The organism is Rhizobium centroccidentale, from assembly GCF_030182565.1.
In the GTDB taxonomy this organism is placed as follows: domain Bacteria; phylum Pseudomonadota; class Alphaproteobacteria; order Rhizobiales; family Rhizobiaceae; genus Rhizobium.
The window spans coordinates 93,581-112,528 of sequence record NZ_JAQJCG010000020.1; the positions used below are offsets into that span (position 1 = coordinate 93,581).

Annotated in this window: 20 protein-coding genes; 6 read left to right on the plus strand and 14 right to left on the minus strand. The window is 60.2% G+C overall.

Translation table 11 applies throughout. The features are described 5' to 3' along the window. Window positions 1-2: 2 nt before the first annotated feature. The 4 genes from PH562_RS23455 to PH562_RS23470 all read left to right on the plus strand — a co-directional run bounded on the left by PH562_RS23455 (window position 3) and on the right by PH562_RS23470 (window position 3,214). Window positions 3-464, plus strand: a complete 462-nt coding sequence (locus PH562_RS23455; RefSeq protein ID WP_113230848.1) for a MaoC/PaaZ C-terminal domain-containing protein — start codon at window positions 3-5, stop codon at window positions 462-464. Then, window positions 461-1,594 carry an ABC transporter substrate-binding protein gene (locus PH562_RS23460; RefSeq protein ID WP_285176053.1) on the plus strand — a complete coding sequence of 378 codons (1,134 nt, stop codon included), beginning with the start codon at window positions 461-463 and terminating at the stop codon, window positions 1,592-1,594. Before PH562_RS23455 ends, PH562_RS23460 begins: the two co-directional genes overlap by 4 nt. A 108-nt stretch (window positions 1,595-1,702) precedes the next feature. Then, window positions 1,703-2,434 carry an SDR family oxidoreductase gene (locus PH562_RS23465; RefSeq protein ID WP_285176054.1) on the plus strand — a complete coding sequence of 244 codons (732 nt, stop codon included), beginning with the start codon at window positions 1,703-1,705 and terminating at the stop codon, window positions 2,432-2,434. 105 nt (window positions 2,435-2,539) lie between these two features. After that, window positions 2,540-3,214 (plus strand): DUF1345 domain-containing protein, encoded by a 675-nt coding sequence (locus PH562_RS23470; protein ID WP_113230845.1) that lies wholly within the window; start codon window positions 2,540-2,542, stop codon window positions 3,212-3,214. 31 nt (window positions 3,215-3,245) lie between these two features. Here PH562_RS23470 and PH562_RS23475 read toward each other — a convergent pair whose 3' ends face one another. The 8 genes from PH562_RS23475 to PH562_RS23510 form a co-directional block, all read right to left on the minus strand. Next, a complete protein-coding gene (locus tag PH562_RS23475) occupies window positions 3,246-3,419 on the minus strand; it encodes a DUF1328 domain-containing protein (protein ID WP_015341190.1) in 174 nt (57 codons plus the stop codon). Window positions 3,420-3,605: 186 nt separating this feature from the next. Next, complete coding sequence (locus PH562_RS23480) at window positions 3,606-5,033, minus strand: gamma-aminobutyraldehyde dehydrogenase (protein WP_285176055.1); 1,428 nt, start codon at window positions 5,031-5,033, stop codon at window positions 3,606-3,608. A gap of 13 nt (window positions 5,034-5,046) precedes the next feature. Then, the gene (locus tag PH562_RS23485) at window positions 5,047-5,862 is read right to left on the minus strand and encodes an ABC transporter permease (RefSeq protein ID WP_285176056.1); all 816 of its coding nucleotides are present in this window, start codon (window positions 5,860-5,862) and stop codon (window positions 5,047-5,049) included. Further along, window positions 5,852-6,826: an ABC transporter permease gene (locus tag PH562_RS23490; protein ID WP_285176057.1), complete on the minus strand. Its 975-nt coding sequence runs from the start codon at window positions 6,824-6,826 to the stop codon at window positions 5,852-5,854. The genes PH562_RS23485 and PH562_RS23490 overlap by 11 nt, the downstream gene beginning before the upstream one ends. Continuing rightward, a complete protein-coding gene (locus tag PH562_RS23495; protein ID WP_285176058.1) occupies window positions 6,823-7,809 on the minus strand; it encodes an ABC transporter ATP-binding protein in 987 nt (328 codons plus the stop codon). The genes PH562_RS23490 and PH562_RS23495 overlap by 4 nt, the downstream gene beginning before the upstream one ends. Window positions 7,810-7,994: 185 nt before the next feature. Next, window positions 7,995-9,155, minus strand: a complete 1,161-nt coding sequence (locus PH562_RS23500; protein WP_285176059.1) for an ABC transporter substrate-binding protein — start codon at window positions 9,153-9,155, stop codon at window positions 7,995-7,997. 135 nt (window positions 9,156-9,290) lie between these two features. Beyond that, window positions 9,291-9,917: a 3'-5' exonuclease family protein gene (locus PH562_RS23505; RefSeq protein WP_285176061.1), complete on the minus strand. Its 627-nt coding sequence runs from the start codon at window positions 9,915-9,917 to the stop codon at window positions 9,291-9,293. A 68-nt stretch (window positions 9,918-9,985) separates the two neighbouring features. Then, a complete protein-coding gene (locus PH562_RS23510; protein ID WP_113230838.1) occupies window positions 9,986-10,894 on the minus strand; it encodes a LysR family transcriptional regulator in 909 nt (302 codons plus the stop codon). Window positions 10,895-11,089: 195 nt separating this feature from the next. Here PH562_RS23510 and PH562_RS23515 point away from each other — a divergent pair, with 195 nt between their 5' ends. Then, the gene (locus tag PH562_RS23515; RefSeq protein ID WP_285176063.1) at window positions 11,090-11,926 is read left to right on the plus strand and encodes a hypothetical protein; all 837 of its coding nucleotides are present in this window, start codon (window positions 11,090-11,092) and stop codon (window positions 11,924-11,926) included. A 41-nt stretch (window positions 11,927-11,967) separates the two neighbouring features. On the opposite strand, the gene PH562_RS23520 is transcribed toward PH562_RS23515, so the two are convergent. Genes PH562_RS23520 through gltX form a run of 3 tightly spaced genes read right to left on the minus strand, consistent with a single transcriptional unit; the run spans window position 11,968 to window position 15,257 of the window. Beyond that, window positions 11,968-12,234, minus strand: coding sequence for a hypothetical protein (locus PH562_RS23520; RefSeq protein WP_285176064.1), 267 nt, complete (start codon window positions 12,232-12,234; stop codon window positions 11,968-11,970). Between the two features lie 52 nt (window positions 12,235-12,286). Continuing rightward, window positions 12,287-13,783, minus strand: a complete 1,497-nt coding sequence (lysS, locus tag PH562_RS23525; RefSeq protein ID WP_285176065.1) for a lysine--tRNA ligase — start codon at window positions 13,781-13,783, stop codon at window positions 12,287-12,289. 16 nt (window positions 13,784-13,799) lie between these two features. After that, window positions 13,800-15,257: a glutamate--tRNA ligase gene (gltX, locus tag PH562_RS23530; RefSeq protein WP_285176066.1), complete on the minus strand. Its 1,458-nt coding sequence runs from the start codon at window positions 15,255-15,257 to the stop codon at window positions 13,800-13,802. Window positions 15,258-15,617: 360 nt separating this feature from the next. Between gltX and PH562_RS23535 the strand changes: the two genes are divergently transcribed. Beyond that, on the plus strand, window positions 15,618-16,028 hold the full coding sequence (locus PH562_RS23535) for a hypothetical protein (RefSeq protein WP_285176067.1): 411 nt from the start codon (window positions 15,618-15,620) through the stop codon (window positions 16,026-16,028). Window positions 16,029-16,073: 45 nt separating this feature from the next. On the opposite strand, the gene PH562_RS23540 is transcribed toward PH562_RS23535, so the two are convergent. From PH562_RS23540 to PH562_RS23550, 3 genes are all read right to left on the minus strand, one after another. Then, the gene (locus PH562_RS23540) at window positions 16,074-16,817 is read right to left on the minus strand and encodes a TerC family protein (protein WP_285176068.1); all 744 of its coding nucleotides are present in this window, start codon (window positions 16,815-16,817) and stop codon (window positions 16,074-16,076) included. Window positions 16,818-16,974: 157 nt separating this feature from the next. Next, window positions 16,975-17,814 (minus strand): GyrI-like domain-containing protein, encoded by an 840-nt coding sequence (locus PH562_RS23545; RefSeq protein WP_285176069.1) that lies wholly within the window; start codon window positions 17,812-17,814, stop codon window positions 16,975-16,977. Window positions 17,815-17,930: 116 nt separating this feature from the next. Next, window positions 17,931-18,611 carry a TetR/AcrR family transcriptional regulator gene (locus tag PH562_RS23550; RefSeq protein WP_285176070.1) on the minus strand — a complete coding sequence of 227 codons (681 nt, stop codon included), beginning with the start codon at window positions 18,609-18,611 and terminating at the stop codon, window positions 17,931-17,933. Window positions 18,612-18,948: the final 337 nt, after the last annotated feature.

Genomic DNA, 18,948 nt, shown 5'->3' on the forward strand with positions numbered 1-18,948 from the left:
CAATGGCAGAACAAACCCTCTATTTCGAAGATTATGAACTCGGCCACGTCAGGATGACCACGGGACGGACGATTACCGAGACCGATTTCGTTGTCCATGCCGGTCATACCGGCGATTTCTTCCCGCATCACATGGATGCGGAGTTCGCCAGGACCTTGCCCGGCGGCCAGCGCATCGCGCACGGCACGATGATCTTTGCGATCGGCGTCGGGCTCACCGCCTCGCTCATCAATCCCGTCGCCTTTTCCTATGGCTACGACCGGCTCCGCTTCGTCCGCCCGGTGCATATCGGCGATACGATCCGCACGCGCGTCACCATCTCGGCGAAGGAGGATGATCCGAAACGGCCGGCGTCCGGTCGTGTCGTTGAACGCTGCGAAGTGCTGAACCAGCGCGACGAAGTCGTACTTGCCGCCGATCATATCCTGGTCGTCGAGCGGAAGCCGAGCGCGGGGAAGGCATGATGGTGAAGCTGAAGGGAATGACATGGTCGCATCCCCGCGGCTATGATCCGATGATTGCCTGCTCGAAGGTGTGGCAGGAAAAGACTGGCGTCGAGATCGGTTGGGAAAAGCGGTCGCTACAGGATTTCGAGACCTTTCCGGTCGAAGAGCTCGCCGCGCAATACGATCTCATCGTCATCGATCATCCGCATGTCGGCCAGATCACCCGCGAGAACTGCCTGCTGCCCCTCGATGATGCTGAACATGCGGATGAAATCGCGGCGATCGCAGGCGGCACTGTCGGCTGCTCCTATTCAAGCTACAACTGGCAGGGCCGGCAATGGGCCTTTCCGCTCGATGCGGCGACGCAGGCGCAGGCCTATCGGCCCGATCGGCTGAACGCGCCGGTCAAGGACCTTGCCGAGTTCGTGACGCTTGCCAAGGAAGGCAAGGCGATTCTGCCGATGCGGCCGCCGCATTCGTTGATGACCTTCATCACGCTGGCTGCGCATCTCGGCACCCCCTGCAGCGTTGAGGGTCTGGATTTCATCGCGAAAGCAGACGGCGAAGCGGTACTCGACTGGATGGCGCGGATCGTCGCCGGTATGGATGCCCGCTGTTACGAGATGGACCCGATCGCCGTACTCGACCTGATGGGCCAGCCCGACAGCCCCCATGTGGCGTCGCCCTTCATCTACGGTTACGTCAATTATTCCTTTGCGGGTTTCAGGCCGGCACGGATCGCCTTTGCGGATATGCCAGTTATCGACAGGCGGCCGCCGAATGGTTCGGCGCTGGGTGGCACCGGCATTGCCGTGTCGGCACGGACAAAGGCGCCGGAGGAGGCGAAGGCCTTTGCGCGCTGGATCGCCGGTGGGCCAGTGCAGGCAGGCATATATGCAAGCGGAAACGGACAGCCGGGTCACGCAGACGCCTGGGTCAGCGATGCGGTCAATATGCCGGCGCTCGATTTTTACCGCAATACGCGCGCGACGCTGGAGGGCGCCTATGTGCGGCCGCGGCACGACGGCTACATGGCATTTCAAAGCGACGCATCCGAGACGATTAGCAATGGACTGCGAGCCGGCGAACAACATACAGTCCTTATCGACAAGCTGAACCGACGCTTTGCGCAGTCCTTCGAGGGTTGAGGAAGAACTGCGTCAACTGATTGTTATTGCATGATCTTGTCCCCGAGTTTCGGCGATGCAGCCGGCGGAATGGATAGGATCATGGTCCCGGAGAAAAGGATCAGGATTATGGGTCACGGATTGGAAGGCAAGAAGGTGGTCATCACGGCGGCGGGGCAAGGCATCGGCCGCGCGTCGGCGGAGCGCTTCATCTCGCTCGGTGCGCATGTCTACGCCACCGACATCAACGAGCAGACGCTCTCGACGCTGGACGGTGCCACCAAGCATGTGCTGAATGTGCTAGACGGTGCAGCCGTCAAGGCCTATGCAGAGGAGCTTGGCCCGATCGACGTACTGTTCAACTGCGCCGGTTTCGTGCATGCCGGCACGATCCTCGACTGCGAGGAAAAGGACTGGGATTTCTCCTTCAACCTGAATGCCAAGGCGATGTACACGACCTGCCGCGCTTTCCTGCCCGGGATGCTGGAAAAGGGCAAGGGCTCGATCGTCAACATGTCCTCCGTTGCTTCCAGCGTGAAGGGCGTGCCCAATCGCTTTGCCTATTGTGCCTCGAAGGCTGCCGTGATCGGCCTTACCAAGTCGATCGCCGCCGATTTCGTTGCCAAAGGCATCCGCGCCAATGCGATTTGCCCCGGCACGGTCGACAGCCCTTCGCTGCATGAGCGGCTGAAGGCAACCGGCGACTATGAGAAGGCGATGAAGGACTTTATTGCCCGCCAGCCGATGGGCCGCATCGCGACCTCCGAAGAGATCGCCGCGCTGGTGACCTATCTCGCCGGCGATGAGGCGGGCTTCACGACCGGCCAGATCCACGTCATCGACGGCGGCTGGACAGGCTAAGGCTGCATTTGAAGGTCGGAAGCCCTGTATTGCGGGGCTTCCTTTTATTTGCCACTCTCGTCGGCGAATCGGTTTGTAACGGCGATTTGCGATCAGGAGAATGGCATGGATGCGAACGGATTTTTGCATCGTTCCAAGGGGCTCATGCTGTGGCGCAAGCACCATGTCATCCTGATTTCCGTGCTTGCCGGTATTGCCGTCTTCCTGCTTCTGACATCACGTGATCTCAATGCCGGCAATCTGCTGATCGCCTGGGATGCGACCGCAGTCGTCTTCATAATATACAGCCTCTATCGAATGCTGACGGCCGACCCGCAGCGCATCCGCAAGCGCTCCGCCGATCTCGATTTCTCGGATGGCTTTCTGCTGTTTCTGTCGATTGCGGCGGCGCTCGCGAGCGTCGGCGGCATTGCCCTTGATCTGCTTGGCGTCAAGGACGCCTCACCCCAAGTCGCCTTCTATCGTGTGATGATGGCGATCGTGACGATCCTGATATCCTGGACCTTCCTGCACACGCTCTTCACCATCCACTATGCGCACCGGTTCTATAGCATTCCTGGCAAGGGGCAGGGGCTGAAATTCGCCGAACCGGTGGAGGAGCCGATCTATTGGGATTTTCTGTATTTCTCCTTCACGATCGGCGTGGCGGCGCAGACTGCCGATATCGGCATTTCCACCGTCTCGATGCGTAAGCTGGCGCTTCTGCACGCGATCCTCTCGTTCCTGTTCAACACGACAATTCTGGCGCTCGCCATAAATGTCGGGGCGAGCCTGATCTAGGCCCGCCCCGATGCGCCGATGATCCCTGCCGTCAAACGACGGCGTTGCCGGCCATGACGGCGAGGATCAGGAATACCAGGAAGATGATCAGGAAGATGGCGAAGAGAACGCGCGCAATGGTTGCGGTTGCCGCGGACACGCCGGAAAAGCCGAAAAAGCCGCTGATCAAAGAAATCACAAAGAAAATGAGAGCCCATTTCAGCATTTAGCAGTCTCCTCTGCGTTGTACTTCTTAAAGACGCGGGAGGAGGGTGATTTGTTCCGAGGACGGTTTGGTTTTGGCGGTGGTTGGGGAATTGTGGAGAGTGCGATACCCCCTCTGTCCCTATCGGGACAGAGGGGGTGCGGCGTCACACAGGCACGGGAACGTTTGTTTTACAGAAACCCCACATCACCCGTGATTGATCATCACATGCCGCACGGCCGTGTAGTCTTCGATCGCGTAGACCGACATATCCTTGCCGTAGCCGGATTGCTTGAGGCCGCCATGGGGCATTTCGTTGACCAGCATGAAGTGGGTGTTGATCCAGGTGCAGCCATATTGCAGGCGGGCAGCGGTCTGCATGCCGCGGCTGATGTCCTTTGTCCACACCGAGGAGGCGAGGCCGTAGTCGCTGTCATTGGCCCAGGTGACGGCGTCGTCGGCATTGGTGAAACGCGTTACGGAGACCACAGGCCCGAAGACTTCGCGGCGGACGATCTCGTCATCCTGCGTAGCGCCGGCAACGACGGTCGGTGCGTAGAAGAAGCCGCGTTCGCCGGAAATCTTGCCGCCTGTCGTGATCTCCATGTGCTTGTGCTCGGCGGCGCGGGTGACGAAGCTTTCGACGCGATCGCGCTGGCGCTTGGATATCAGCGGGCCGATCTCGTTTTCCGTGTCGTCGGCGAGGTTGAACTTGATGCTAGAGACGGCAGACGTCAGGTCGGCGACGAAGTTGTCATAGACTTTTGCGTCGGCATAGATGCGGCAGGCGGCGGTGCAATCCTGGCCGGCATTGTAGTAGCCGAAGGTGCGGATGCCTGACACGACGGCGTCGATATCGGCGTCGTCGAAGACGATGACGGGGGCCTTGCCGCCGAGTTCGAGATGCGTGCGCTTGACCGTCTTAGCGGCGGCGGCCAGTACCTTCTTGCCGGTGGCGACGTCGCCGGTGATGGAGACCATGCCGATCTTCGGGTGGTTGATCAGCGCGTTGCCGACGCTCTCGCCGCGGCCGAGGATTACGTTGACGACGCCCTCGGGAAGGACATCTGCCAGCAGCTTCGCCATCTTCAGCGCCGTCAGCGGTGTCTGCTCGGAGGGCTTGAAGACGACGGTGTTGCCGCCGGCAATGGCTGGCGCCAGCTTCCAGGCCATCATCATCAGCGGATAGTTCCAGGGCGCGATCGAGCCGACGATGCCGATCGGGTCGCGGCGGATCATCGAGGTGTGGCCGGGCAGATATTCGCCGGCGACCGGGCCGTGCAGGTTGCGAACCGCGCCGGCAAAGAAGCGGTAGCAGTCGACGATCGCCGGGATTTCATCGTTGAGCACGGCATTGATCGGCTTGCCGCAGTTCAGCGATTCCAGAGCAGCGAAGCCTTCGGCATCGCGCTCGATGGCGTCGGCGATCTTGAGGAGATAGGCCGAACGCTGGCTTGGCGTCGTTTGCGACCAGCTCGTAAAGGCTTTTTCGGCAGCGTCGACGGCGGCATCGATCTGGCCGAGTGACGCCTCGGGCAAGTTGAGAACGATCTCGCCCGTCTTCGGGTTGAGAACGCGTTCTTCCGTTTCCGTGCCGGCTTGGAAGCGGGAGCCGATCAACATTTGGGTATCCATTATTCTCTCCCTTTCATTTGCCGCCGCCGGCGATCTGGTCGCCGTCGCGGGTAAGATAGTAGGCTGCCAGGATCGGTAGGAAGGTGACAAGCACGACGACCATGGCGACGACGTTGGTTACGGGCCGTTGGCGCGGGCGGATGAGTTCCTCCAGCATCCAGATCGGCAATGTCATCTGCTGGCCGCCGGTGAAGGTGGTGACGATGACTTCATCGAAGGACAGCGCAAAGGCAAGCATGCCGCCTGCCAGCAGTGCCGTGCCGATATTTGGCAGGACGACATGGCGGAAGGTCTGGAAGCCATCGGCGCCGAGATCCATCGATGCCTCGATGAGCGAGCCGGAGGTTCGGCGGAAGCGGGCGACGGCGTTGTTATAAACAACGACGACGCAGAAGGTGGCATGGCCGAGAACGATGGTCCAGACCGAGAAGGGGATATCGAACAGGCTGAAGGCGGAGCGCAGGGCAATGCCGGTAATGATGCCGGGCAGTGCGATCGGCAGGATGACGAGCAGCGAGATCGCCTCGCGGCCGAAGAACTTCGTCTGGCTGACGGCAGCGGCGCAAAGTGTACCAAGGATCAATGCGATCACGGTCGCGATGGTCGCGACCTGCACCGAGAGTGCCAGGGCCGACCAGACGTCCGGCCTGTTCCAGGCGATGCCGAACCATTGCAGGGTGAGGCCCGGTGGTGGCCACTGATAGCTCTTCTCCTCCGTCGTGAAGGCATAGACGAAGATCAGCAGGATCGGCAGATGCAGGAAGAGGTGGCCGCCGGCGGCTGCGATCTTCAGAGGCAAGGAGGCACGTTGGCCACGATCAGAGCGCATCGAAAGCTCCCCGTTTCTTGGCGATCCAGAGATAGATGGCCATGATGACGATCGGCACGACCGAGAAGGCGGCGGCCAACGGTACGTTGCCGGCGGTTCCCTGCTGCGTATAGACGGCCTGGCCGATGAAGAGGCGCGAGGAGCCGATGATCTGCGGGATGATATAGTCGCCCAGGGTCAGCGAGAAGGTGAAGATGGAGCCGGCGACGACGCCAGGCAAGGCGAGCGGCAGCAGTACCGTGCGGAAGGTCTGCTTCGGCGTCGCGCCGAGATCGGAGGAGGCTTCGAGCAGGTTTGCCGGCACGCGCTCGAGGGCTGCCTGCGTCGGCAGGATCATATAGGGCAGCCAGATATAGACGAAGACAAGGAAGGTGCCGATATAGCTGACCGACAGCGAGTTGCCGCCGATGATGGGCAAGGCGAGCACGCCGTCGAGCAGCCAGCCGAGATGCAGCTTGGCGAAGATCCAGGTGAGGATGCCTTCCTTGGCGAGGATCAGTTTCCAGGCATAGACCTTGACGAGGTAGCTCGACCAGAGCGGCAGCATGACGCCGAGATAGAACAGTGCCTTCCATTTGCCCTGCGCATAGCGCGCCGCATAATAGGCGATGGGGAAAGCGACGAAGGCGGAAGCGATGGTGACGAGTGCGGCCATGACCACCGTGCGCACGATGATATCGAAATTAGCTGTATTCAGCAGCTGCGCATAGGTCGAGAGGGTGAATTCGTAATTCACCATTCCCGAGAAGTCGTCGATCGAGAAGAAGCTCTGCAGCAGCAGCGCAATCAGCGAGCCGATATAGATGATGCCGAGCCAGAGCAGCGGCGGCGTCAGCATCAGGAACAGCAAAAGCTTCGGGCGGCGCCAGAAGAGATCGGAGAGGCGACCGAAGACGCCACCGCGGCGCGGCAGGATCGAGGTTGGTGCCTGGCTCGGCGAGGCGGGGAAGGCGGCGGCGTTCATGCGGCGTCATCCATGTAATGGACATCCGTCGGCAGCCATGCGAGACGGACGGAAGCACCGGTATCCGGGGCTAGTTGCCCGGCGGGTACCGTCACATGCAGCCTGGTGCCGTTTGCTTCGACGGAGAGGCGGGTAGCGGCACCGAGAAAGCTCGTCGCTTTCACGGTCGCCGCCACGCCGCTCTCCTCAGTCAACCGGATGGCTTCGGGGCGCAGGCTCGCCCAGCGCCGCTCGCCGCCGAGCGACGACATGGTTTCGGGAGCAATGACGTTGGAGGAGCCGACGAAATCAGCAACGAAGCGGGTCTTCGGCCGCTGGTAGATGTCGTGCGGCGTACCCTGCTGCACGATGCGGCCGTCGTTGAAGACGGCGACGCGATCGGCCATGGACAGGGCCTCGCCCTGATCGTGGGTGACGAAGACGAAGGTGATGCCGAGCGCCCGCTGCAGGCTCTTCAGTTCCTCCTGCATCTGCTCGCGCAGCTTCAGGTCGAGAGCGCCGAGTGGTTCGTCGAGCAGCAGCACCTTCGGCTTGTTGACCAGAGCGCGGGCGAGCGCCACGCGCTGACGCTGGCCGCCGGAGAGCTGGCCGGGGCGGCGCGCGCCATAGCCAGGCAGCTTCACCAGCTCCAGCGCCTGTTCGGCGGCACGCACTCTTTCGTTCTTGCCGATACCCTTGACCATCAGCCCATAGGCGACGTTGTCGAGGATATTGAGATGCGGAAACAGCGCATAGTCCTGGAAGACCGTGTTGACGTTGCGCCGGTATGGCGGCACGCCTTCGGCGGTTTCACCGAAGATCTCGATATGACCGCCGGTTGGCTGCTCGAAGCCGGCAATCAGCCTGAGGCAGGTGGTCTTGCCGGAGCCGGAAGGGCCGAGCATGGCGAAGAATTCGCCGGGCGCGATCTCCAGATCGACGCGGTCCACGGCGCGGACCTGGCCGAAATGGCGCGACACCTGCTGGAAACGAACGGCGTTCATTGGCTTCTCCAGGGAAGGGTTGTTTTTTCCTTCTCCCCTTGGGGAGAAGGTGGCCCGAAGGGTCGGATGAGGGGGTGCGGCATAGCTGTCCTTCGCTTGTTGCTCAGGACATTCGTCACTTCGTTCCTCATCCCCCTCATCTGCCTTGTCAGGCATCTTCTCCCCGCTGGGGAGAAGAGGAAAGATCACCGTCCGCCGATCACGCCGATATAGTCGGAGACCCAGCGGTGATAGGGCACGCATTCGCTCTGCGTGCTGCATTTCGCAACCGGCGTCTTCCAGAACTTGATCTTGTCGAAGTGATCGTAGCCGTTGGTGGCGCAGCCGCTGTCGGTCAGCAGCTCATTGCCCTTGCAGGCGGCGGGAACCGAGGGCACGGCGCCGAACCAGGCGGCCGCATCGCCTTGAACCTTGGCCTGGAGCGAGTGTTCCATCCACATATAGGCGCAGTTCGGATGCTCGCTGTCGGCGTGCAACATGGTGGTATCGGCCCAGCCTGTGGTGCCCTCATCCGGGAAGGTGGAGGCGATCTTCTGCTTGTCGGCCTGCAGCAGGTTCACCTGGAACGGCCAGGAGCCGGAGGCGACGACGCCTTCGTTCTTGAAGTCGTCGGTCTGGATCATCGCGTCATGCCAGTAGCGGCTGACGATCTTGCGCTGGCCGCGCAGTAGCTCGAGGGCGGCCTTGTATTGGTCTTCGTTGAGCTCGTAAGGATCCTTGATGCCAAGTTCGGGCTTGTGGGCCATGAGATAGAGAGCGGCATCGGCAATATAGATCGGGCCGTCATAGGCCTGCACGCGGCCCTTGTTGGACTTGCCGTCAGGCAGGGTCGCTTCTTCGAAGACGATGTTCCAGCTCTTCGGCGCCTGGCCCTTGAAGGCGTCCGTATTGTACATCAGCACGTTCGGACCCCAGAGATAGGGCACGCCGTAGTGGACGCCGTTGACCGTGTGCCAGGGGGCATTCTTCAGGCGTTCGTCGAGGTTTTTCCAGCTCGGGATCAGATCGGTGTTGATCGGCTGGACACGCTTGCCGGCAACGAGGCGCAGCGATGCGTCACCAGAGGCTGTCACGAGGTCGAAGCCGCCTTCGTTCATCAGCGCGACCATTTCGTCCGATGTCGCAGCAGTCTTGACGCTGACCTTGCAGCCGGTTTCCTTCTCGAAGCCGGTGACCCAATCGTAATTCTTGTCGCTTTCACCGCGCTCGATATAGCCGGCCCATGCGACAATACTGACGGCGCCTTCGCCCTTGCCGAGCGTCTTCAACGGCTCGGCGGCAATGACTTGTGTGGCGAAACTTAAGGATGCGAGTGCGGCCGCGCATGATTTCAGCAGATGCTTCATCGGACTCTCCCGGTTTTTAAGCCTTGATGGCGTGGAGCCAGTGACTGGCTTCTTGTTCCCAGAAGAAAAAGTGACGCGATTTTGCCGCATTCGCAAATTCATTTATCAGAAAGGCGATATCGGAAATTCCGATTCCTAACTGTGCGTGGGCGAAAGATCGAAAACCGCCGGCCGCAGCTTTCCAGCCCGCATGAGGTGCTGCAGCGTGTAGGAAATGGAAAGGGCATCATCGAGCGCGTCATGGCCCTTAAGCGGCGGATGCTGCACGCCATAGTAATGGGAAAGCTCGTTGCCTGGCGTCTTCGCCAGATCCTCGATAGGCATTCCCGCCGCAAGCAGCAGCTTGACGGCATTGTCGAAACGATGCGCGGGGATCAGGGGCCGAATACCGGTGACATAGCAGCTGATTGCCATCATGTTCAGCTCGTCCTTGCCCCAGGACCAGAGACGGGCACCATCCGAGAAACGATCCAGACCGGCAATGGCGTCCTGCAGGGCCATTCCTTCCGCCTCGATGTTCTCTTCGGTCACACCCGTCAATGCGGTGAAGAACGGATCGAGCGCATATTGTTCGCCAAACCGATCGACCGGACGAACATAGGCCTTGTAGCTGTCCAGGACCGCGAAATCGTCTTCGAGACTGAGCTTGACGGCTCCAACTTGCGCGACGACCGGATCGGGATCATGGGCGGCACACCAGGACCGGCGTTGCGACCCTTCGAGGCAAAGGAACTCACAGTCGAATATGATTGCGGTCTTCATACCTGGCTCTCCATTCGCAGCCATCTTCGATTGTATTCCGTTCGGTCGGGTCGGAAGAACACTGCCTGTTACCGCTGCCGGCCCGAGCGCATGCTTTCTGCGACGCCGACGAAATCGCGAGCTGCTTGCGGCAGGCTGGAGCCCTTGCGCCAGACCATGCCGACCTGAACCACCGGCAACGAACCGGAGACGTCGCGGCTTTCGATGCGATCGCCTTCCAGTGACCAGGGACGATAGACGAGATCCGGCAGTAGTGCGACACCGGCGCCGGTCGCGACCAGGCTGCGCACCGCCTCGACCGAGCGGGTGCGGAAGGCGACATGCGGGCGGGCACCGAGCGCGGTCAAAAGCTTGCCGGTGTTTTCCTCGATTTCGTCGATGGTCAGCATGATCAGCGGCTCGCGGGTGATGTCCGCGACACTGATGATATCGGCCGAAACGAGAGGGTGACCCATCGGCAGCCAGAGGCGGTAGGGCGAGGTCTCCAGAATCTCGGCCTGCAGAGCCATGCGGTCTCGCAAATTGGAAATGACCATGACGGCGACGTCGAGCTCGCCACCAACCAGAAGATGTTCCAGATAACCGCCATTATCCTCGATGGCGCTGACCTCGACACCGGGACAGGCACGGCGATAGCGCGCCAGAAGATCTGACAGAACATAGCCGGCGACGAGCGATGTGACGCCGATATTCAGCGTGCCGCCGGCCTCGTTCTGCTTGCCGGAAAAGCTGGTGCGGGCATCGGAAACGGTCGCGAGGATCTTCGTCGCATGGCGCAGGAACTGGTGGCCGTTATGGGTGATCGACAGGCCGCGCGGATGGCGCTCGAACAGCTCGACGCCAAGGTCGCTTTCCAGCTCCTTGAGGGCTTCGGTCACAGAGGATTGGGAGATGGACAGGTTCTGCGCGGCCCGCGTCACGGAGCCTTGTTCCGCCACGGCGACGAAGTATTGCAACTGTCTCAGGGTGAAGGCCATGCTTCGGTTAGAGCATGTTCGCGCCAAGAAAGGCAAGTGCTCGTCATAGCTGTGAAAGTTTGGACCTTTTTTGGTAACGATATCGAAGACGATGCAAGTTTCGCCTCGGTTTTAAGTATTCCGAAACGCCAATTCCCTAACGTGAGGGTTGATCATTTTTGTCGGCTTGGAGTGGTCTATGCGGGAGCAGTTGGCGTGAGCGCCTTACTGCACATTTTCCGGGTACCCCGGAAACTTGTCGTCCTGATCGGCGGAGTGGCCCTTCTCGTGGGGTCTTCCGGCGTTTTTGCGCTTTATATTGGCAAGGACAGGCTGCTCGGTCTCGTATCTGCTTCCCCTGACGGGCTTCAGTGCACCGATGTCAATCTCATTACCATTCGCAAGGACAACCGCTTCTGGGTTCGAAAATATATTCGCACCGAGCCAACCGATGGGCTGACGCGGGTCAGGACTGCGCTCCGGGTTGCCAAGGCTGTCTATCAGGAACAGAAGCCGGATCTCGTTCAGGTTGTGGTTCTCGACCAGAACGGACCGACGTTGCGTTCCGACCTGCGCGGCCGAGCTCTTGGCGCCGATGTCGTCTATGTGGCCCATCCCGACCGACTGGTCGATGGTAGCTCCGAAGCACCGCTGACGGCACGCTATTACGATGGCGGTGCCAGCAATGCAGGCCTGTTTTACGGCGAGCAGATTACCATGCTACCTCAGGATATCGATGCGGCGATCGCTGGATTGAAGGATCTGTCCGACTGTGGCAATGCGCTGGCAGCGGACAATGGCGGCGATGCCAAGAAGGACAAGATGAAGGCGGCGATCGCTGCGGAAGAGAAAACGGCGGCAAAACAGGTCGAGAGCCACGATGCCAAGCCGCCGCTGCCGGAGCCGAAATCGACCGGCAATGTGCAGCCGGGCCATAATGAGAACGGCGAGTTCATCGGCGCCGATGCCGGTTCCAAAGATAAGAGCCCGTCACCGGGATTGGATCCGACCATGACGGGTGCAGCCGATCGCCGCTCGCCCGTCACCAACTGATCAAAACGGGATTTGCGCTATCGGGCGGAAAGGCAACAGCCTCATTCCGCCAGATGCTTCTCGCCGATAGCTTGGTAAAGCGCAAAAAGCGCCTCGTGAACTTCGCCTGCAAGGCGGTAGAAGTCGGGATTCGCCAGGATTGCGGGGTGCTGCAGCAGCTGGTCGTCGGTCATGTCGAGCATGATCGATACCGTGTGCATCGCCTCGTGGCAACCGAACGTTCCCGGCGCGTATTGCGAGAGATCGATATCGCCGATCTCAGCAAGATCGGCCAGCCGCTGATGCTCGCTATCGTCTGCGGCTGACATCTCTTTATCCGTCATAATACGCACCTTTGATGTTCGAAGGACCAGACTGGTCTCAATCGGCCTTGTTGCGGCGGGCCGGGAAGAGGATGATGTCACGGATCGACGGCGAGTTGGTCAAAAGCATGATGAGGCGGTCCACGCCTATGCCGAGACCGCCCGCCGGCGGCATGCCCTGGTCGATCGCGTCGAGGAACTCCTCATCCAGCTGTTTTTCCTTTTCGCCGCGCGCATGCGCCTGCTCGAGCTGCTCGACCATGCGGGCGCGCTGCTCTTCCGGATCGTTGAGTTCCGAGAAGGCGTTGCCGAGTTCCCAGGCGTTGCAATAGGTCTCGAAACGCTCGACGAGGCGTGGCTCGCCCGGTACTTCCTTGGCGAAGGGCGAGATGTCCTTCGGGAAGTGTGTCACGTGAGCCGGCTGGATCAGCGTACCCTCGACCTTCTCTTCGAAGATGAAGGCAAGGCATTCGCCCCAGGTCGCATCCTTCTCGACGGCGAAGCCGGCGGCCTTGGAGGCGGCGCGGGCTTCTTCGTCGGTCTTGATTGCCAGGAAGTCGATACCGGTCGCTTCCTTGACGGCATCGGGCATCGGCACGCGGCGGAACGGGCCTTTGAAGGAGATCTGCTTGTCGCCGAACGCGAATTCCGTGCTGCCATGGATCGACATGGCAAGCGTCGAGAACAGACGCTCTACGAGGTCCATGATGTCCTCGTAGTCGGCATAGGCCCAGTAGCACTCCATCATGGTGAATTCGGGATTGTGTCGGGTGGAGACGCCTTCGTTGCGGAAGTTGCGGTTGATCTCGAAGACCTTGTCGGTGAGGCCGGAGACCAGCGTGCGCTTCAGGAACAGTTCCGGCGCAATGCGCAAGTACATGTCGAGCTTCAGCGTATTGTGATGCGTCTTGAACGGCTCGGCGGTGGCGCCACCGTAAACCGAGTGCAGCATCGGTGTTTCGACCTCCATGAAGCCGTCATTTTCCATGAAACGGCGGATGCCGGAGACGATGCGGCTGCGCTGCTGGAAGCGGAGCTTCGATTCCTCGTTGGTCATGATGTCGAGGTGACGCTTGCGATAGCGCAGCTCGATATCGGAGAGGCCGTGCCACTTTTCAGGCATCGGCAGCAACGACTTTGTCAGCATCGTGATCTGCTGGGCATTGATCGTCAATTCGCCGCGCTTGGTGCGGCGCACGACGCCGGTGACGCCGATGATGTCGCCGATATCGATCATCGGCAGCAGAGAGCGGGCCTCTTCCGAGGTCACGTCCTTGTGGCTGAAGATCTGGATCTTGGCCGAGGCGTCGTGGATGTCCATGAACATGCCGGAGTTGCGCGAGGAATAGACGCGGCCGGCAACGGTGACGACATCGCCGGTTTCGGTATCCGGCTCCAGGCCTTCGTATTTCGCAGCGAGCTCGGCATTGGTCATGGTCCGGTGGAAATGCGCCGGATAGACGTCGCCGATCTGTTCGCGCAGCAGCTTCAGCTTCTGGCGGCGAACTTCCGTTGCGTCGGAGGAGAGGGCGGAGGCTTCGGTCTTGTCGTTCATGGTTTTAAAGTCCGGTTCAGTTCTTCGGGCCGACGAGTGCCGCAACGGTCTGCGCGGCCAGTTTTAGCCGCTGACGGACGACGGAGCGGCCGAGGATCGCCATGCTATCGAAAAGCGGGAGGGAGCGCGAGGAGCCCGATACGGCGACGAAAAGCGGCGCGACGATGACCTTCAGCTTCTTGCCCATGCGGTCGGCGATGGCGCGCAGCTCGGCTTCGATCGTCTCGACATTCCATTCGAGGATCTTTTCCAGATCCGGCTGCACAGTGTTCAGGATCTCAAGCAGTTCTTCCGGCGTCGACTTGATCTTGGCGAAAGCAGAGGGATCGAGGTTGAGGTCGGACTTGAACAGGAAGCCGGTCAAGTCGGGCAGCTCGCCAAGCTTGGTGATGCGCGACTGCGAAAGCTTCAGGCCTTCCTTCAGGCGATCATTTTCCATCGCCCAGGTCAGCACCCGCTGCTGGAATTCCTCTTCCGAGAGCTTTTCGCGGATCCAGCGGCCGTTCAGCCAGTCGAGCTTCTGGATGTCGAAGATCGCACCGGCCTTGGACAGGTTTTCCGGATCGAACTTTGCGGCAAGTTCATCCATGCTCAAGAGCTCTTCGCCTTCGGCGATCTGGATGAAGAACAGGCCGAGGAAATTCATCAGCGCCTCGGGAATATAGCCGAGGGCCGTATAATAGGAGATCGAGGTCGGGTTCTTGCGCTTCGACAGTTTCGACTTGTCGGCATTGCGCATCAGCGACAGGTGCATGAACACCGGCGGCTCCCAGCCGAGATACTGGTAGATCAGGATGTGCTTTGGCACCGAGGCGAGCCACTCTTCGCCGCGCGCGACATGGGTGATCTTCATCAGATGGTCGTCGACGACGTTGGCCATGTGGTAGGTCGGCATGCCATCGGCCTTGAGCAGGACCTGCATGTCGACGGCATCCCACGGGATTTCCACGTCGCCGTAAACGCCGTCGTGGAACTTGCACGAGCCTTCGGTCGGGATCTTCATGCGCACGACATGCGGCTCGCCGGCAGCAACGCGTGAGGTGACTTCCTCAGCCGAAAGGTTCAGACAGTGGCCGTCATACTTTGGCGGCAGGCCGGCGGCGCGCTGCGCCTCGCGCATCTTTTCCAGGCGCTCCGGCGTGCAGAAGCAGCGAAAGCCGTGACCGTTTGTGACGATCTGCTCGACATAGGGCTTGTAGAGGTCCTTGCGATCGCTCTGGCGATAGGGGCCGTAGGGGCCGCCGATATCGGGACCCTCCGACCATTTCAGGCCGCACCATTTCAGAGCATCGAGAACCTTGGTCTCGAATTCCGGGGTGGAGCGGGTCGCGTCGGTATCCTCGATGCGCAGGATGAACTCGCCGCCGTGTTTCTTGGCGAAGAGATAGTTGAACAGCGCGATGTAAGCGGTGCCGACATGCGGCTCGCCGGTGGGGGAGGGTGCGATGCGGACGCGAACGCCTGAGGTGGTCATCTTGTTTGCCCGTCATAAAAGGCCGGGCCGCGCTTGGGACAAGCGCCGTCCAGCCGAAAATGTCTATCTGGATCAGGAAACCGGCCGGAAAAGGGCGTCTTGCCGCTTCTATCAGCGTTTTCCGTATGGCTGGCCTTAGGCCATATTCAAGGGGTGACGTCAAGGGAAACTGCGCCGCGAGGGCAGGCAGAGGCACCGAGGACGCCGTGATGCATCGAAAAGGGCCTGCCTTCCAATTTCACGAAGCGTCTTTACACTTCGTAAGTGTTTCAGGAGAAAAGCCTTACGCTTGCCCAATTTGATTTGCAATTTTCGCGGCAGTGGCGAAATAGGTTTTCAATCGTTCACTCCGGGGATCCCATGAAGAAATTGATTCTGAGCTTGCTATTGTCGGCCTCGATGGTCGATGCTGCCGCTGCCCAATCGACCATTACGCGCGATAATTCGGCGAAACTGATCGAATCCTACCGCGCTTATATCGGCAACGACGATCTCTATAATTCCAAGGGCGAGCGCCTGACGGCGCCATGGCAGATCATCCGTCAGGACCGGGCCAACTATCACGCCTATCGCCGCCGAGACCGTGGCGACCAGGGCGACAGTTTCTTCTCATTGCCCTCCAATCGCCAGAAGCTGGAAGCCATGCTGGCAAACGGCAATATCGCCGACGATGCCGGGAATTATATCGTTCGCGGCAACGTCTGGATCAAGGTCGACATTTATGGCCGCGGCGAGATCGGCGAATGGGTCGACGTGCACGTCCAGGATTGATCGATGGGATGAAGCCGCACCTCATCATCGGTACGGCTTTTCCGATTAATGACTGCCTGAGGTCTTTTTCCGACGGTTCCGCGCCATCATGTTCAGCACTTCGACCAGAGCGGAGAAGGCCATGGCGGCGTAGATGTAGCCCTTGGGAACATGCACGCCCATGCCTTCAGCGATCAGCGTCGTGCCGATCATCAGCAGGAAGGCGAGCGCCAGCATGACGATGCTCGGGTTTTTCTCGATGAAGTTGGCGAGCGGGTTGGCGGCGACCAGCATGACCGTGACGGCGGCGATGACCGCGACAAACATGATCGGTAGGTGCGGCGTCATGCCGACGGCGGTGATGATGCTGTCGATCGAGAAGACCAGATCGAGCAGCAGGATCTGGCCGATCGCCGAAGCGAAGGTCGAGGTGGTGGATTTGGCGATGAAATCCTCACCCTGTTCCTGCGGATCGACATTGTGATGGATCTCCTTCGTCGCCTTCCAGACAAGGAAAAGGCCGCCGCCTATGAGGATCATATCCTTCCAGGAGAAGCCTTGGCCGAAGATTTCGAAGACCGGCTGGGTGAGCTGGACGATCCAGGCGACGGTTCCGAGCAGCGCAAGGCGCATGATAAGGGCGAGGCCGATACCGATCTTGCGGGCTCTGTCGCGATGTTCGGCCGGCAGCTTGTTGGTCAGGATCGAGATGAAGATGAGGTTGTCGATGCCGAGGACCACTTCCATGACGACGAGCGTGATGAGTGCCACCCATGCCCCCGGGTCCTGTATCAGCCCCACAATATCCATTGACGATGCCCCCTTTAATCAGCATTCGCCGATGCTGACCCCCAGCCCGGCCTCTCCAGAATGGCCGTAATGTAAGGAGTGTCATGGTTCGTACAAGCGGCGCCGCCATTTTCATGGCGGCGGCATTGTTTCCGGGTCTTGTTCCCAAGCTTGGTTTCTAGGCTTTGAGGGGGATCCAGATTTCCGTCACGCCCATGCCAGTGCGTGGGTCGAAGCGGTCGTCATAACGTTCCATCATGTCGGGGGTGCCGGCATGCTGTTGACCCGATTGCGGCAGCCAGTCTCCGAAGATCTGATGCACCGTCGCGGAAATGCCGGAGATGTGCCCGCGATGCGTGAAGATCGCGTAGCGCTGCTGCGGCAGTTTCGTCGTCACGAAACCTTCGGGCAGGCCGTCCACGGCGGAAACTTCGGCTGCCGACATGTAACGGAAGCTTTCGCTACCTTCTTCCGCCTGGGTGCAGACGCCATAGGCGACATTGCCGATCTGGCCGGGAATATGGCCGAAATGCTGATTGAATTTCTGCCAGAGCGAGGGGATGGCCTGTGTCGCCTCATAGGCATAGGTTTCCGCAAGGCCGGCAAGCAGCATTGCGGGATGGCTTTCGAAGCGCGGTGCCTCGAGCTTGGGAAGGCGGGTGTCGTCCATTCTGATCGGCTCCTGTAGAGTGAGGTTGCGAACGTGCCCCTGCTTGCGCAAGCTTTCCGGCGTCATGCCGAATTGCTCGCGGAAGGCACGGGTGAAGGCCTCGTGCGAGCCGTAGCCGGCATCGAGGGCAACCTGGAGAATGGAGGAGGAGCCGTCGGTCAGTGCGAGAGCCGCTTCGCTGAGGCGGCGGCTCCGGATATAGCTGCTGATCGAGTGGCCCGTCGTCATGCCGAAGACGCGCGAGAGATGAAAGCGCGACAGCCCGGCCGTCTCGGCGATCTCTTCGAGCGAGATGTCGGATTTAAAATGGCTTTCGATAAACCATATCGCTCTGCCGATCGCGCTCATTTTCAACTCCCCTGGTTGCCGGGCCACTCATAGGCCTGTGGCGGTGGCGATGCTTGATCGCCATTGCGGAGTTGAATGACTACACGCTCGCGGACAGCAGGAGAGGCCTGATCATCCTAATCCCTGCGATCCGGACCGTAGCCTGCCAGGAAGACGCGGACGGCGCCGCGCACGACATAGTCGATCTCTTCCTTCGAGGGCGGCGCGTCCATGTCGCCGAAGAGCCGCAGCTTGAAATAGCCGCCGCTGGCCATTTCCAGGAAGTGGCGGGCAGCCATGTCGAAGTCGTCGATCTTGAGATGGCCTGCGGCAACCTGCCGCTCGAGGAAGCCGCGCAGCACCGTGCGCAGATTTTCCGGACCGGTGAAAAAGCGTTGACAGAGCGAGGGCATGCGTTCACGCACGCCGATGACCGTGCGCATGGCGCTGATGGTCTTATCCGAGGTGACGTGCGTGACGAAGACGATACCGAAATCATACAGCGAAGTCGTCACATCGGCTTCGTCTGAAAGGGCATTGCGCACAAGGTTGACGAAATAGGCGCGCTCGCTCTCCATCATGGCGGCGAACAGATCTTCCTTGTTGGCGAAATAGACGTAGAGAGTGCCCTTGGAAACGCCCGCCTCGCGGGTGACATCGTTCATGCTCGCCGCATCGAAGCCCATTTTCATAAAGACACGCTTGGCGCCTTCGAGAATCTGATGACGCTTGGCAGGGTCCTCGCCGGCTGCCCAGCGTCCACCGGAGCCCGGCGCAGGTGCGTTCAACACAGCGGCATTTTGCGATTCGTGTTTCATCGGCTCTTTCATTGTCTCCTTTACGCGATACTCGATCACTTTTTCCAAATCTTAAACAGATTCGCGAAATAAATCGAACCGCTCAGTTCGATATCTCTTGATATGGCGTGAGAAAGGCTCTATGTCAATTGAACCGAACCGTTCGGTTCGATTATTTTGCCAGATTTTCGGTGGTAGGGAAATGTCGTCAAGTCATGGAAACAATGTAGCGCGTATCGTGAATGAGCCCGCTGATGCAGAAGTGGAAGCCCGGGAAACCGGTGCGCCTGCCGAGGCTCCAGCGGCCGAAACGCGCAGCAACCCCGCCCCCGCCCAGGCTGCGCCCACTGCTCCGGCC